Source organism: Novosphingobium sp. 1529 (genome assembly GCF_040544855.1).
Classification (GTDB): Bacteria; Pseudomonadota; Alphaproteobacteria; order Sphingomonadales; family Sphingomonadaceae; genus Novosphingobium; species Novosphingobium capsulatum.
In genome coordinates this window covers 279062-293822 of record NZ_JBEPKW010000003.1, presented here as the reverse complement: position 1 = coordinate 293822, position 14761 = coordinate 279062, and the positions used below count along the sequence as shown (strand labels likewise).

The window sequence follows — 14761 nt, the reverse complement described above, 5'->3', positions numbered from 1 at the left end:
ATGGGAGGAACGATTGCTGCGCTATTCAAAGGACACCCCATGATCCCTACCCGCGTGCTGGCCCCGCTTGCCCTGCTGCTGCTGACCGGGGCGGCACCGGCGCCGGTGGTGGAGGAGGGGCTCAATCTCAATTCCTTCGTGCAAGCAGGCGATGTCGCGGCGCATGTGGTGCTGCGTTCGGGCAGCGATCCACGCCTGATCGTGGCGTTTCCCGCGGGCAACAGCGGGACCGGGCTGTGGTTCGGCAAGCTTGCCCAGCCGGCGCGCTGGACGCTGACCACGCCGCCGGTGCCGGTGCATGAAGCCGATGCGCAGGGACGCCCCTTGCGCGGGGTGCGCCTGGCTGCACAGATCACCACGCCCCGGCTCGATCTCAAGCAGGCGGTGCTGTCGAGCGTGCGCGTGCTGCGCGATTACCAGGCGCTGGGCAAGGCGCCGGCGCAAGTGCTGGTGGCGCCGCGCGTGGATGGCAACAGCGTGGTGTGGCAGCGGGACCGGCTCGATGGGCATGCCGGCTATCGCCTGGCACTGACCGTAACCCATGGCCGCGTGGCCGATGGCGCGATCCTGGCCGGGCGCGATGGGCGCATCACCCTGGCGATCACCGCGCTGAGCGGCGATCCCGCGCTCACGCCTTATACCGCGCCAACCCTGCTCACCCTGCAGGCCGCCGCTGATCCGGCGGCGCGGCGCGCGTTGCAATTCCTGAGCTATCATGAGAAATTCTTGGCCGGTTCGTGGCGGTTCAACACCTATTTCGGACGGGATACGCTGATGTCGGTGCGGCTGCTCATGCCGGTGTTGACGCCCCCTGCGGTGGAAACCGGCCTGCGCTCGGTGCTCACCCGCTTGTCGGCCGATGGCAACGTGGCGCACGAGGAAGACATCGGCGAATTTGCCGTGCTCGATCATCTTGCCGCCGGGCAGGGGGCGAGCGATGCGCCCACCTACAACTATGCGATGATCGACAGCGCGTTTCTGCTGGCGCCGGTGGCGCGCGCCTACATGGTGGACGATCCGCGCGGCCAGGCGCGCGCCGCAGCCTTCCTGGCCGAGCGCGATGGCGATACCGCGCTGGGCGCGGCGTTGATCCGCAACCTGCGCCATGTGGTGCAGGCGGCCGACGCCTTTGCCCGCGATCCGCGCTGGCAAAACCTCATCGCGCTCAAACCCGGCATGGATGCGGGCGAATGGCGGGACAGCAACGATGGCCTGGGCGGCGGGCGCTATCCCTATGATGTCAACGCCGTGCTGGTGCCGGCCGCGCTCGATGCGGCGGCGGCCATGGCCCAGGCCGGCCTGCTCGATCCCTATGCCACGCCCGATGATCGCGCGATGCTGGCGCGCGTGGGGCACATGGCGCAGGTCTGGCACGATCAGGCGCCGCGCCTGTTCCTGCAAAGCGTGGACGTTGCCACGGCGCGCGCGCGGGTGGATGCCTATGCCCGGCAGGAAGGCGTGCCGGCGGCCCCTGCGCTTGCCGCGCTGGGCAATGCCCCGCTGCGCTATCACGCCATTGCGCTCGACGGGGCGGGCCAGCCGGTGCCGATTATCCATTCTGATGAAGGCTTTGCCCTGCTGATGGGCAGGCCCGATGCCGATCAGGTGGCCCTGGCCGCCGATACCATGGCGCGGCCCTTTCCCGCCGGGCTGATGACCGGGGCGGGCATGGTCGTGGCCGATCCGGCGCTGGCCCCGGCACCGTTGCAGGCGCGCTTTGGCCGCAATGCCTATCACGGCACGGTGGTGTGGTCGTGGCACCAGGCGCTGGCCGCCGCTGGCCTGGCGCGGCAGGCCGCGCGTACCGATCTGCCCGGCGCGGTCTGCGCCAAGGTGCGCGGCGCGCAAGGCGCCCTGTGGCAGGCGATCGATGCCAGCCGTGCGGTGCAGAGTTCCGAGCTGTGGTCATGGAGCGTGACGGGCGGGCGCTACAAGGTGGAAGCCTTTGGCGCGCGCGGCGGCGATGCCGATGAATCCAACGCCGCGCAGCTGTGGAGCACGGTCTATCTGGCGCTCAAGCGGCCGGCGCCGGGCATGACGGGCTGCGGCCTGCGATGAGCGGCGCGCCGATTGCCTCGATCGCCATCCTGGGTGGCGGCACCGCCGGATGGATGACGGCAGCGGCCCTGTCCAAGGCGCTGGCGCCGCAGGGCGTGGCCATTGCCCTCATTGAATCCGATGCCATCGGCACGATCGGCGTGGGCGAAGCGACGATCCCGACGATCCACTGGTTCAACCAGCTGATCGGCCTGGACGAAGCGGCGTTCATGCAGGCAACCGGCGCCACCTGGAAACTGGGCATCGAATTTCGCGGCTGGCAGGGCGAGGGCAGCGCCTATTTCCATCCGTTCGGCACCTATGGCCTGCCGGGCGATGCGCAGATGCTGCCGCACCGCCTGATCCGCGCGTGGAACGGCGGGCACGCGATCGATATCGAGGCCGTGTCGCTGACCACGCAACTGGCGCGGGCCGGCGTCTTTGCCCGGGGCAGCGGCGATCCGCGCTCGCTGCTCTCGACGCTGGGCCATGCCTATCATTTCGATGCCGGCCTCTATGCCGCGTTCCTGCGACGCATGGCCGAAGAGCGCGGCGTGCGCCGCCAAGAGGGGCGCGTGACGGCGATCGACCGCGATGGCGAGACCGGCTTCATCCGCGCGCTCACCACCGAGCGGGGGGAGCATGTGGCGGCAGACCTGTTCATCGATTGTTCGGGCCTCGCTGGCCTGCTGATCGAAGGGCAGATGGCGGCTGGCTTTGAAGACTGGTCGCACTGGCTGCCGTGCGACAGCGCCTGGGCCGCGCCCACCGCCGCCGATCCGGCCGCGCCGCTGTTCACCACCGCCACGGCGGCGGCGGCCGGCTGGCGCTGGCGCATTCCGCTGCAACACCGCGTGGGCAATGGCTATGTCTTTTCCAGCCGGTTCGAAACCGCCGATGCCGCGCGCGACAGCCTGATCGCCGCGATCGGCACGCCCACGGCCGATCCGCGCCTGATCCGCTTTACCCCCGGCCGTCGCCGTCGCGCCTGGATCGGCAATGTCGTGGCGATCGGCCTGGCCAGCGGGTTCCTCGAACCCCTGGAATCGACCAGCATCCACCTGATCCAGACCGGGATCGGCAAGCTGCTGTCGCTGTTCCCACGCCAGGACTGCGCGCCGCTGCTGGCCGAGCAATACAACCGCGTGTTCGCCCAGGAAATGGAAGACGTGCGCGATTTCCTGGTGCTGCACTATCACTTCACCCAAGGCCGCAGCGAGCCGCTGTGGCAGCACTGCCAGGCCACGGCCCTGCCCGAAAGCCTGGCCTACAAGGTGGAGCAGTTCACATCGAGCGGGCGCCTGATGCTGCGTGGCGAAGAGCTGTTCCGCGATGCCAGCTGGTTTGCCGTCATGACCGGGCAGGGCTTGCGCGCGGGCGATCATAATCCGATGCTCGACAGCATGAGCGAAACGGAAAACCTGCGCCACCTCGATGCCGTAAAGGCCGCCGTGGCCAAGAGCCTGGCCCAATTGCGGGCAGACCGGGCATGAGGCTGCGCCCCCTCGCACTTGCCCTGGTGGCGCTAGCCACGATGGGGCAGGTGGCGCCTTCACCCCAGCCGCCGCCGCAGGTATTGTTCGGTCCGCTGTTTGAAGCGGTGCAGGCGGCGCGGCTCTATCCCGACAGCAAGACCTTTGCCGACGCCACCCCGCGTGAGGCACCCGATGCGGTGATGGCTGCGTGGCGGGCGGAGCAGCCGCAGGGCCCGGCGGCGCTGCGCGCCTTTGTGAACCGGCACTTCGTGGTGCCGGCCGAGCCGGGGGCGCGGCCATCGCTGCGCGAGCATATCGCCGCGCTGTGGCCGCAGCTGACCCGCCCGGCGCTCACCCCGCCGCCGGGTTCATCGGCCTTGGCCATGCCGCAGCCCTATGTGGTGCCAGGTGGGCGCTTTCGCGAAATCTATTACTGGGACAGCTATTTCACCATGCTCGGCCTCAAGGCCGACGGCCAGGATGCGCTGATCGCCGGCATGCTCGATGATTTCGACAGCCTGGTGGCGCGCTATGGCTTTGTGCCCAATGGCACGCGCACCTATTACCTCGGCCGCTCGCAGCCGCCGTTCCTGGCGCTGATGGCCGATCTCGATCCGCGCCACGATGCCGCCACGGCAGCGCGGCACCTCGCGGCGCTGCGGGCCGAGCATGCGTTCTGGATGAAAGGCGCCGCCGCCGCGCGCAAAAATGGTGCAGCGGCCCGCGTGGTGCGCATGCCCGATGGCAGCCTGCTCAACCGCTATTGGGACGATGCACCCGGCCCGCGCGATGAATCCTGGCGCGAGGATGTGGCCACCGCCCGCACGTCGGGCCGGCCGGCTGATCAGGTCTATACCGATCTGCGCGCCGGGGCGGAAAGCGGGTGGGACTATTCCTCCCGCTGGCTGGGCGATCCGGCGCGGCTGGAAACGATCCGCACCACCCAGATCGTGCCGGTCGATCTCAACAGCCTGTTGTGGGCGCAGGAAAAGGCCATCGCCCGCCGCTGTGCCGAGGCGGGAGACCGCGCCTGCGCGGCCGACTTTGCCGCCCAGGCCGATGCCCGCGCCCGTGCCATCCAGCGCTGGCTGTGGCTGCCGGCGCAGGGTCGCTTTGCCGATTGGGACCGCGAAATCCGCCAGGCCAGCCCCCGCGTTTCGGCCGCCACGCTCTATCCGCTGTTCGTGGGCCTGGCCCGGCCCGATCAGGCGCAGGCCGTGGCCCGGCTGGTGCGCGCGCAATTGCTGGCGCCGGGCGGCTTGCGCACCACGCCGCTGCGCACCGGGCAGCAGTGGGACGATCCCAACGGCTGGGCACCGCTGCAATGGATCGCCCACGAAGGCCTGCTGCGCTATGGCGAGGGCGATCTTGCTGCGACCATCGCGCGCGCGTGGCTGGGCACGGTGCAGGCCGCCTATGACAGCACCGGCAAGATGCTGGAAAAGTATGACGTGGAAGCCCACGCGCCGGGCGGCGGCGGGGAATATCCGCTGCAGGATGGCTTTGGCTGGACCAACGGCGTGACGCGGGTGTTGCTGGAGCGATACGAGCCGCAGGGCTAGGGTTCGCACCACCCCCCGACCCCCTCCTCTGAAGAGGAGGGGGTTGGGGGTGGTGGAAACCTAAGCCGAGCCCATCTTGCAAATCCGCCATTGCCACGTATATTGCCCCTATATCGCGGCAATTGGTGAGGCAGACGTGGCAACGGCGTTTCTGGCAGATATGGTGGGGCAAGGCGGGGCGGTTTCGCCCGATGTCGTCTCGGGCCGCCTGCGCATCACCAAGACCGAACTGGCCCATGCGCTGGGCCTGTCGCGCGACAGTGTGTCCAAGGCCAGCCGCGTGGCATCGCCCGCCACGCAGAAGCGGCTGCGTGACATGGTGGAGATCGTCAACCGCGTGATCCCCTGGGCCGGCTCGGAACTGGCCGCCTTTGCCTGGTATCGGTCGCAGCCGCTGCCTTCGTTCGGGGATCAGACGGCAGAGGATATGGTCCACGCCGGGCGGGGGGAAGCGGTGAAGCGCTATCTCAGCCGCATGGCCGAGGGCGGCTTTGCCTGAGCGTGGCCGATCCGTTGCCGTTCAGCCGCCTGAGCGGCGCCGTCTATCGCGCGCACCATCCGCGCTGGGCGTTCGATCCGGTTTCGGGAGAAGGCGCGGCGCGCCATGGCGGGCGCTTCAATCCCGTGGGCATGCCCGCGTTCTACACCGCGCTGCGGCCTGAAACCGCCTGGCTGGAAGCGCAGCAGGGCTTTGCCTTCAAGGCGCAGCCGCTGACGCTGTGTTCCTATGACGTGGATTGCGCCGATCTGGTCGATCTGACCGATCCGGCCACGCTGACGGCGCTGGGCGTGGCCCCGGCTGACCTGGCCTGCGCCTGGGAAGACCTGGCCGATCGCGGGCACATCCCGCCCACCTGGCACCTGGCAACGCGGCTGGTGGGGCAAGGCGCGGCGGGCGTGATCGTGCCCAGCTTTGCCCATCGCGCCCAGGCCGACGATCGCAACGTGGTGTTCTGGACCTGGGCCGATGCGCCGCCGCACCAGGTGCGCGTGGTGGACGATCATGGCCGCCTGCCGCGCGACGACAGTTCCTGGCGCTAGAGCGCGATCGACTTTGACTGCGTCAAAGCCGGCGCTCTAGCATTTTTATTTGCCGCATTTTCCGAGTCGGCAGGTGATTCCACCTGCCTTGAAAATGCTCTAGGCGGTCAATTCTTTGCCTGCCATGCGCACAGGCCCAGGCTGGCACCCTTGGCCAGCGCGGCGGGCACCTTGGCATCGGCGAGGGTTGCGCTGTGTCCGCCTTGGCACACCACGGTTTGCCCGGTGATCCCGGCCAGTTCGATCAGCACCTGGTCCCAGTGGCGATATTGCACGTCGTGCGCTTCGCCGGGATAGACACGGAAGGCGACCACGTTGGGGAAATGGTGGTGCCAGTATTCCGCCTGGTCCAGCGTGACCAGCGGATCGGCACCGCCCTGGTAGATGTGCACCGGCGCGGTAATCCTGGAAACATCGGGCGCCGCGCCGCAATAGCGCTGCATCTCGGCCGCTTCGGGCAGGGGATCGCCCATCTGTCCGCGAATGAAGAACGTGCGCGCGCCTTCCTCGAACGCGCGATCGGCAAAGCCGGGGATGCGCCGCGTCGGGCTGGTAGCCGGAAAGGCCCACCAGCTTTGCGGGTTCTGCACTTGTCCGGCAAGGGATTGCGCCAGCGTGGCGAGCGGCACGCCGCATTGCCGCCCCTGCGGATTGGTGGCCGCGGTGGCCAGCATGTGCAGGCTGATCACGCGATCGGGCATCGCCCCGGCCACGGCGGCCATATAGGGGCCACCGCCCGAAATCGCCACGCCGGCAAAGCGCTGCACCGCCAGGTGGTCGAGCACGGCGCGCACCTCGCCGGCATAATCGGCATAGGTCCACCCCGGCTGATAGGCGGTATCGCCAAAGCCGTTGCGTTCCACGGTGATGAACCGCAGTTTTAGCGCGACGCGCATGCTCTTGAGGAAGTCGGTCATCCCGCTGGCGCGCGCGCTGGTGCCGGTGCCGCCGATGAACACCACGCTGCGCCCGCCCAGGTCACCGCTGTCGGTGAAATGCACCACGCGCCCGCCTGGCAGGGTCAAGGCCTGCACCGCCGGCCCGAAATCGTCGAAGCGATCGGGCAGCGGCGGGACCATTGCGGCGGGCTGGGCTGGTGCTTTGGCCAGGCCCGGGGGTGCGGCCGTGGCCGCCAGAAGAAACGCGATCATCAGGCGGCGCATCGGTCTTTCCTTTCTGTTCAGCCCAGCGATATCCGGCGGCCGGCGCCATCGGGAACCGGCAGATCGGCCTGCGCCGTTGCCAGTTCCGCCATGCGCGCCGCCGGCACGCCGGTGGCCGGCCCGGCCCGGCCGGTGTCCTTGCTGACATGCAACAGCATCTGTTCGGCCGTGGCCACCAGTTGCCCGTCGCTGCCGCGAAACAGGCTGTGGAACACGTGGGCGCGCTTGGCATCGGCGCCCAGGATTTGCGTGGCGGCCACCAGGCGATCGCCCGCGTGGGTTTCGCCCAGATGGCGGATGTGGGTTTCCACGGTGAACCAGCTGCCCGTCTGCGCCAGGTAGGCCGCATCCACGCCGATGTGCCGCAGCAGCGCATCGGTGGTATCGCCAAACACCTGGAGGTAGCGATGCTCGGTCATGTGGCCGTTGTAGTCGATCCATTCCGGCGCCACGTCGGTGGCGTGGAGGGCCAGGGGCCGGCGTTCGTCGATGCTGCTGGCGAGCGGGGCGGGGGCCTGCTCCATCAGGCGGCGGGCATAGCTGGCAAGGGTTTGCCCAGCGCCGTAATCCTGCCCGCGCAGGCCCGAAAGCACGGCGATCAGGCAATCGTCGCGCTGGCGCTCCAGCGCGCGGATCGTCATGTCGCCGGCCTGGTCGTCAGACTGCGCGGCAACCGCGTCGATCAGCTCCTGCGTCAGTTCGGGCGCTTCCAGCTTGGTCCACGGCAGTTTCAGCGCGGGGCCGAACTGCGCCAGGAAATGGCGCATCCCAGCCTCGCCGCCGGCCATGCGATAGATCAGGAACGTGCCCATGAACGACCAGCGCAGCCCGGCGCCAAAGCGGATGGCGTCGTCGATTTCCTCGGTCGTGGCCACGCCGTCGTTCACCAGCCACAGCGCCTCGCGCCACAAGGCTTCGAGCAGCCGATCGGCGATGAACCCGTCGATTTCCTTGCGCACATGCAGCGGGTGCATGCCGATGGCCGAATAGAAGGCGGCGGCGCGGTCCCTGGTTTGGGTTGAGGTCTGGGCGCCGCCGCAGATTTCAACCAGCGGCAGGAGGTATACCGGGTTGAAGGGATGACCCACGACCAACCGTTCGGGATGGGCCATGCCCGATTGCAGGCGTGTGGGCAAAAGGCCCGAGGTGGACGAGCCGATCACCACGTCGGGCCGCGTGGCGGCGTCGATGCGGGCCAGGATCGCAATCTTGAGGTCTTCGCGTTCGGGCAGGCTTTCCTGCACGAAATCGGCATCGGCTACGGCGTCTTCCACGCTGCTGGCCAGGCGCAGGTGGCCTTGCGCGGGCAGGGCGCCGGGCACCAGCTTGTCCCAGGCGCGGCGCGCGGCGGCGAGCACGGTCTGTACCTTGCGTTCGATTTCCGGGTCGGGATCGAAGATCGCCACGTCGATGCCGTTGAGCAGCATCCGCGCCGCCCAGCCGGCGCCGATCACGCCGCCGCCGACCAGCCCCGCCCGGGCGATGGAGTGCGCCGCCATTACGCCACCTTCCGCAGCTTGAGCTTTTCCCGCACTTCGGCCGGGCCCATCACGCGCACGTTCATCGCCTCGATGATCGTGCGGGCGCGGGTGACCAGATCGGCGTTGGAGGCCTTGACCCCGCGCGAGAGATAGAGGTTGTCTTCCAGGCCGACGCGGACGTTGCCACCGGCCAGCACGGCCATGGCCACGAACGGCAGCTGCCGCGCGCCGATCGAAAAGGCCGAGAACGTGGCGCCCGCGGGCAGCTGGTTGACCATGGCCATGGTCGTGCCCGGATCATCGGGCGCGCCATAGGGGATGCCCAGGCACAGCTGGATCATCACCGGGTCGTCGAGCAGGCCTTCCTTGATCAGGTCTTTGACAAAGACCAGGTGGCCGAAATCGAACACTTCCAGTTCGGGCCGCACGCCCAGTTCCTGCACTTTGGCCGCCATGGCGCGCAGGTGGCTGGGCGTGTTGGTCATCACATAGTCGCCCAGCGAAAAGTTCATCGTGCCGCAATCGAGCGTGCAAATTTCGGGCAGCAGTTCCACCACATGGGCCAGCCGTTCCATCGGGCCGACCATGTCGGTGCCCACCGGATTGAGCGGCAGGGGATTTTCGCCCGCGCCGAACACCACGTCGCCGCCCATGCCGGCGGTCAGGTTGATGATCACGTCGGTATCGGACTCGCGGATGCGCTCCACCACTTCGCGATAGAGCGCGACATCGCGGCTGGCCTGCCCGGTTTGCGGATCACGCACATGGATGTGGGCAATCGCGGCGCCGGCCTTGGCCGCCTCGATCGAGGCCTGCGCGATCTGCGCCGGCGTGATCGGCAGGTCGGGATGACGGCTGGCGGTGTCGCCCGAACCGGTAACCGCGCAAGTGATGAACACGTCGCTCTGCATCGCAACTCCCCCGTGCTGATGATGCCAGCATGCGGCAGGTGCCGCGAAAATTTAACGCTGAAAACGACACAGATGATGCAATTTACGACGCGACGTGTTTTCCTGCGCGGCGATGACCGAACCCGCGATCCCCCCGCCTGAACGAATCGATTTCCTGCTGGTGGAGGGGTTTTCCGCCCTGGCGTTCTTCTCCACGGTGGAGCCGCTGCGCGTGGCCAATCGCCTGGCCGCCCAGCCGCTGTTTGCCTGGCGCCTGCATTCCGCCGATGGCGAGCCGGTGGCGGCATCGAGCGGGATGCGCGTGGTGGTCGATGCGCCGCTGGCTGCGCTCGATCCGCCGGGCACGCTGATCGTGTGCGCCGGGTTCCATCCCGAACGCGGCCTGGGGCGCGCCGGGCTGGCCGCGCTGCGCCGCTTTGGGCGCGGCGGCGGGCGGTTTGGCGCGATCGACACCGGCATCGTGCTGCTGGCCCAGGCCGGGGTGGCCGGGCCGGGCCCGGTGGCGATCCACTGGGAAGCGGAAAGCGGGTTTCGCGAGGCCTGGCCGCAGATCGCCGTGGCCGATGCGCTCTACACGCTGAGCGAGCGGTTGTTCAGCTGTGCCGGTGGCACCGCCGCGCTCGACATGATGCTCGAACGCATCGCCCGCGCCCATGGCCTCGCTTTTGCCAATGCCGTGGCCGAACAGTTCATCCACGACCGCATTCGCCCAGCCGGCGAAGGGCAGCGCATGGCGGCCGGCCAGCGCCTGGCGATCCGCGATCCGTACCTGCTGCGCGCGATCACCGCGATGGAGGCTCATCTCGATCTGCCGTTGCGCTCGGCCGACCTCGCCCGCCAGGCAGGCGTGGGCGTGCGCCGGCTGGAGCGGCTGTTCTTGGCGCATCTGGGCGTTTCGCCGCAGCGCCACTATCGCCGGCTGCGGCTGGAACGGGCGCGAGTGCTGCTCGAAACCACCGACCTGCGCGTGCTCGACGTGGCGCTGGCCACGGGCTTTGATTCGGCATCGGCGCTGACCCGCGATCTGCGCCGCGCGTTTGGCATCACCGCCACCGCCGCCCGCCGTGGCACCCGCTTTGCCCGCGCCGCCACGGCCGATTGAGCCTTGCGCATTTCCCCCCTTGCGGCCTCTGGCCAAGCCCCCCAGCATCGCGTGTACACACGGGCGTGCACAGGCACGACCCGCCAAGACGGGGGAAATGGGCCATGTCCAGCCAACCGGTTACGCGCTCGCGGATAGAGGCGCATTCGATCGATTTCGTGCCGCTGGCCGAGCGGCACGGCAAAGTCTGGCATCTGTGGCCGGTGTGGTTTGCCGGTGATGCGCACCTGGCCACGCTGGCCACTGGCGCGCTGGGGATCGCCATGGGGCTCAACCTGTTCTGGTCGCTGGTGGCGATCGTGGGCGGCTGCGCGCTGGGCACGTTCTTCATGGCGTTCCATGCGGCGCAGGGGCCGCAGCTGGGCCTGCCGCAGATGATCCAGTCGCGCCCGCAGTTCGGCTATCGCGGGGCGCTGCTGGTGTGGGTGGTCGCGCTGATCACCTACGTTGGCTACAACGCGTTCAACCAGGTGCTGGCGGCGCAGACGGTGCAGGAACTGGCCGGCCTGCCGGCCCGGCCGACGATGGCGGTTTTCACCATTCTGGCGATGGGCGTGGCGTTGATCGGCTATGACCTGATCCACCGGGCGCAGCGCACGCTGGCCTTTGCCCTGATCGCGATCCTGGCGGTGTTTACCGCCGGCGCAGCCTGGCTGGTGCCACTGCCCGCCGGGCAGTTCGATCCCCATCGCTTCGTGATGATCCCGTTCCTGCTGCAGTTCTTTGCCGCGGCCGCGTATCAGCTCAGCTGGTCGATCTATGTTTCTGATTATTCGCGCTATCTTCCGCCCGAAGTAGGCGTGCGCGCGGCGTTCTGGTGGACCTTTGGCGGCGCCATGCTGGGCGGGGTGTGGATGATGGCGGTGGGCGCGATCGCCGCTGCCGCGCTGCCGCAGGATGGCGTGATTGCCGCCGCGCGCATGGTGGGTGACCAGATCGTACCCGGGTTCGGCATGGTGCTGCTGGTCGTGGCCTTTGCCGGGCTGATCACGGCCACTTCGCTAAATTTTTACGGGGCGTCGCTCACGCTGCTGTCGATTGCCGATTCCTTCATGACGCTGCGCAGCACGATCCGCGAACGGGTGGTGTCGCTGGTGATCGTCACGGTGCTGGCTTCGGCGCTATCGTTTTCCGCATCGAAGGATTTCATGCACGATTACGAAATGCTGCTGTCGGTGCTGCTGTATATCTTCACGCCATGGACGGCGATCAATCTGGTCGATTTCTACATCGTGCGAAAAGGGCATTATTCGATTGCGGCGATATTTGATCCAGACGGCATCTATGGCCGGTGGAATGCGCGCGGGCTGATCGCCTATCTTGCCGGGTTCCTGGCCATGGTGCCGTTCTTCAGCACGCATGTTTTTACAGGGCTGGTCGCGCGCGCCCTGGGCGGGGCAGACATCTCGATGCTGATCGGCTTGCCGGTCTCGGCGCTGGCCTATCTCGTCTTGTGCAGAAACGTTTCGGCAACGCAACAGATGGAGGTGCCGCAGCATAAGCAAAGCGTTTGTTGACCATAAGTTGCGCTTTGCATAACTTTTTTGACAGGAGGACCTGGCTGAATTGATCCGGTGAGTCCGCACAAGCGCATAACGCCCGCGTTCCCGTGATCATTCAGTACAACACATGGGGGAATTCATATGCGTTATAAGCATCTATCCGGCGTTGCTCTGCTTGCGCTCGCCGGCGCCGCTTCACCCGTCCTCGCGCAATCAGCACCCGATGCGGCAACGCCGGCGTCTGCTGCCGGGGGCGATGACGAAGGCAGTCCCATCGTTGTCTATGGCCGTGGCGAAACCCGCCAGGTCCAGACCGTTACCGCGGTTGATATCAAGGCCGCCACGCCCGGTACCAGCCCGCTCAAGGTGCTGGAAAAGCTGCCCAGCGTTTCGGTGCAATCGGCCAATGCGCTGGGTACCAACGAATGGTCCACGCGCTTTTCGGTGCGCAGCTTCAGCCAGAACCAGCTTGGCTTCACGCTCGATGGCGTGCCGCTGGGCGACATGAGCTATGGCAATTTCAACGGCCTGCACATCAGCCGCGCCATCGCCTCGGAAAACATCGGCAGTTCCACGCTGGCGCAGGGTTCGGGCGCGCTCGATACGCCGTCGAGTTCCAACCTGGGCGGCACGGTACAATTCTTCAGCCAGACGCCGACCGACGATTTCGGCGTCGATACCCAGGCCAGCTATGGCAGCGAAAACGCCTATCGCCTGTTCGGCCGGCTCAACACCGGCGATCTGGGTGGCGGGGTCAAGGCCTATGTCAGCGGATCGTGGCTCGATGCGCCCAAGTGGAAGGGCGAAGGCAAGCAGCAGGCCTGGTCGGTCAACAGCAAGATCGTGGTTCCGCTGGGCACGAGTGCCAAGCTGACGGCCTTTGCCAACTATTCCGATTTCAAGGACGACGACTACATGGATATGTCGCCGGCCTTGATCCAGAAATATGGCTGGAACTGGGATTATATCCGCAACGATTACAAGACCGCCCTGGCGATTGCCAAGAACCTGCAATCAGATCTGGTCAACTATTCCAAGTATTGCGCCAATTACGCCGGATACAGCCAGACGATCTGTGCCGATGATACCTATTACAATGGCTATGGCCTGCGTAAGGACTTCCTGGCCGGTGCCAGCCTCACGGCGGACCTTGGCAGCGGCCTGTCGCTGCGCATTTCGCCCTATTATCACCACAACAAGGGCATCGGTACGTGGTGGACGCCCTATACCCCGACGCCGGGCGGCGCGGCGCTGTCGATCCGCTCCACCTCGTACAAGATTGCGCGTGGCGGCCTGACCGGGGCGCTGACCTACAAGATCGGCACAAACGAACTGGAACTGGGCGGTTGGTACGAATCCAACAAGTATACCACGGCGCGGCAGTTCTTCCCGCTGGCGGACTCGACCACGTCGAGCATCGACAACCGCGAGTGGCCGCAAAATCCGTTCTACACGCAGTATAAGTACAACTTCAAGATCACCACCGCGCAGTTCTTTGTCCAGGATACCTTCCAGGCCACCGACAGCCTCAAGATCAACGCCGGCTTCAAGGGCCTCAGCGTGATCGTCGACAACCAGTACGATCCCGCCAGCCAATCCAGCGCCGCCGCGCGCGATACCTCGGGCCGGCTCAAGGCGCGTGACCTGTTCCTGCCGCAGGCGGGCGTGAACTATACGTTCAATCCCCAGGTCGAGGCGTTCCTCAGCTATGCCGAGAACATGCGCGCCTTTACCACCGATCCGTTCATGACGAACCAGGCCGGTTTCCAGGCCATCAAGAACACGATCAAGCCGGAAACCTCGAAGACGGTGGAAGGCGGCCTGCGCTTCCATCTCGATCACTTCGAAGGCTCGATCGCGGGCTATCACGTCAAGTTCGAGAACCGGCTGCTTTCGGTGCAGCCCTGCGCCATCATCGTGGGCTGCGCCACGGTGCTGTCCAACGTGGGTTCGGTCACCACCAACGGGGTGGAACTGGCCGGCACCTATCACCTGACCCGGGCGCTGTCGCTCTATGGCTCGTATTCCTATACCGATGCGCGGTATGACGACGACGTGCTCAGCGGCGTGCTCTACCCCACCAAGAACAAGCAGGTGGCGACGGTTCCGGCGCACCTCGCCAACGCCGAGATCGCCTATGACGATGGCGTGATCAGCGGCCGGATCGGCGCCAATTACCAGTCCAAGCGCTATTACACCTATACCAACGATGCCAGCGTGCCCGGCCGCGTGCTGGTCGATGTCTCGCTGGGCTATCACTTCGATGCCGCCGACGGCCCGCTGCATAATCTGGAAATCCAGGGGAACGTCACAAATCTGTTCGACAAGAAGTATATCGCGACGCTCGGTGAGAACGGTCTGGCCTTCACCGACCCCGGTGGTACGCTGCAGTCGATGCTGGTGGGGGCGCCGCGCCAGGCCTCGATCACGCTGCGCAAGCGGTTTTGACAGAGTACGGATGCCGGCGAGCGCAGCGCCGGCATCCGC

At 66.9% G+C, this 14761-nt stretch carries 11 protein-coding genes; 8 read left to right on the top strand and 3 right to left on the bottom strand.

All coding sequences use genetic code 11. From position 1 onward, the window contains the following. Positions 1-39: 39 nt before the first annotated feature. The 5 genes from ABIC78_RS09270 (at position 40) to ABIC78_RS09250 (ending at position 6115) form a co-directional block, all read left to right on the top strand. The gene (locus ABIC78_RS09270; RefSeq protein ID WP_354489161.1) at positions 40-2058 is read left to right on the top strand and encodes a glucosidase family protein; all 2019 of its coding nucleotides are present in this window, start codon (positions 40-42) and stop codon (positions 2056-2058) included. Further along, positions 2055-3530 (top strand): tryptophan halogenase family protein, encoded by a 1476-nt coding sequence (locus ABIC78_RS09265; RefSeq protein WP_354489159.1) that lies wholly within the window; start codon positions 2055-2057, stop codon positions 3528-3530. Before ABIC78_RS09270 ends, ABIC78_RS09265 begins: the two co-directional genes overlap by 4 nt. Further along, the gene (treF, locus tag ABIC78_RS09260) at positions 3527-5074 is read left to right on the top strand and encodes an alpha,alpha-trehalase TreF (protein ID WP_354489157.1); all 1548 of its coding nucleotides are present in this window, start codon (positions 3527-3529) and stop codon (positions 5072-5074) included. The genes ABIC78_RS09265 and treF overlap by 4 nt, the downstream gene beginning before the upstream one ends. A 136-nt stretch (positions 5075-5210) precedes the next feature. Next, a complete protein-coding gene (locus ABIC78_RS09255) occupies positions 5211-5573 on the top strand; it encodes an antitoxin Xre/MbcA/ParS toxin-binding domain-containing protein (protein ID WP_354489155.1) in 363 nt (120 codons plus the stop codon). 2 nt (positions 5574-5575) lie between these two features. Beyond that, positions 5576-6115 carry an RES family NAD+ phosphorylase gene (locus tag ABIC78_RS09250; protein ID WP_354489153.1) on the top strand — a complete coding sequence of 180 codons (540 nt, stop codon included), beginning with the start codon at positions 5576-5578 and terminating at the stop codon, positions 6113-6115. Positions 6116-6222: 107 nt separating this feature from the next. Here ABIC78_RS09250 and ABIC78_RS09245 read toward each other — a convergent pair whose 3' ends face one another. The 3 genes from ABIC78_RS09245 to ABIC78_RS09235 are packed head-to-tail and all read right to left on the bottom strand — an operon-like array spanning position 6223 to position 9670. Then, positions 6223-7278: an alpha/beta fold hydrolase gene (locus ABIC78_RS09245; RefSeq protein ID WP_354489151.1), complete on the bottom strand. Its 1056-nt coding sequence runs from the start codon at positions 7276-7278 to the stop codon at positions 6223-6225. Between the two features lie 17 nt (positions 7279-7295). Next, positions 7296-8777, bottom strand: coding sequence for a carnitine 3-dehydrogenase (locus ABIC78_RS09240; protein WP_354489149.1), 1482 nt, complete (start codon positions 8775-8777; stop codon positions 7296-7298). Next, positions 8777-9670, bottom strand: a complete 894-nt coding sequence (locus ABIC78_RS09235; RefSeq protein ID WP_107715308.1) for a beta-keto acid cleavage family enzyme — start codon at positions 9668-9670, stop codon at positions 8777-8779. The genes ABIC78_RS09240 and ABIC78_RS09235 overlap by 1 nt, the downstream gene beginning before the upstream one ends. 112 nt (positions 9671-9782) lie before the next feature. Here ABIC78_RS09235 and ABIC78_RS09230 point away from each other — a divergent pair, with 112 nt between their 5' ends. The 3 genes from ABIC78_RS09230 to ABIC78_RS09220 all read left to right on the top strand — a co-directional run bounded on the left by ABIC78_RS09230 (position 9783) and on the right by ABIC78_RS09220 (position 14722). Continuing rightward, positions 9783-10772, top strand: coding sequence for a GlxA family transcriptional regulator (locus ABIC78_RS09230; RefSeq protein ID WP_354489146.1), 990 nt, complete (start codon positions 9783-9785; stop codon positions 10770-10772). A gap of 104 nt (positions 10773-10876) precedes the next feature. Then, positions 10877-12289, top strand: a complete 1413-nt coding sequence (locus ABIC78_RS09225; protein ID WP_354489144.1) for a purine-cytosine permease family protein — start codon at positions 10877-10879, stop codon at positions 12287-12289. A gap of 126 nt (positions 12290-12415) precedes the next feature. Next, on the top strand, positions 12416-14722 hold the full coding sequence (locus ABIC78_RS09220; protein ID WP_054131408.1) for a TonB-dependent receptor: 2307 nt from the start codon (positions 12416-12418) through the stop codon (positions 14720-14722). The last annotated feature ends 39 nt before the right edge of the window (positions 14723-14761 follow it).

Excerpts from the sequence above, each read along its gene's own strand:
- ABIC78_RS09225 (WP_354489144.1), top strand. The coding sequence starts at position 10,877 with ATGTCCAGCCAACCGGTTACGCGCTCGCGGATAGAGGCGCATTCGATC.
- treF (WP_354489157.1), top strand. The coding sequence starts at position 3,527 with ATGAGGCTGCGCCCCCTCGCACTTGCCCTGGTGGCGCTAGCCACGATG.
- ABIC78_RS09245 (WP_354489151.1), bottom strand. The coding sequence starts at position 7,278 with ATGCGCCGCCTGATGATCGCGTTTCTTCTGGCGGCCACGGCCGCACCC.
- ABIC78_RS09220 (WP_054131408.1), top strand. The coding sequence starts at position 12,416 with ATGCGTTATAAGCATCTATCCGGCGTTGCTCTGCTTGCGCTCGCCGGC.
- ABIC78_RS09230 (WP_354489146.1), top strand. The coding sequence starts at position 9,783 with ATGACCGAACCCGCGATCCCCCCGCCTGAACGAATCGATTTCCTGCTG.
- ABIC78_RS09235 (WP_107715308.1), bottom strand. The coding sequence starts at position 9,670 with ATGCAGAGCGACGTGTTCATCACTTGCGCGGTTACCGGTTCGGGCGAC.
- ABIC78_RS09270 (WP_354489161.1), top strand. The coding sequence starts at position 40 with ATGATCCCTACCCGCGTGCTGGCCCCGCTTGCCCTGCTGCTGCTGACC.
- ABIC78_RS09265 (WP_354489159.1), top strand. The coding sequence starts at position 2,055 with ATGAGCGGCGCGCCGATTGCCTCGATCGCCATCCTGGGTGGCGGCACC.
- ABIC78_RS09240 (WP_354489149.1), bottom strand. The coding sequence starts at position 8,777 with ATGGCGGCGCACTCCATCGCCCGGGCGGGGCTGGTCGGCGGCGGCGTG.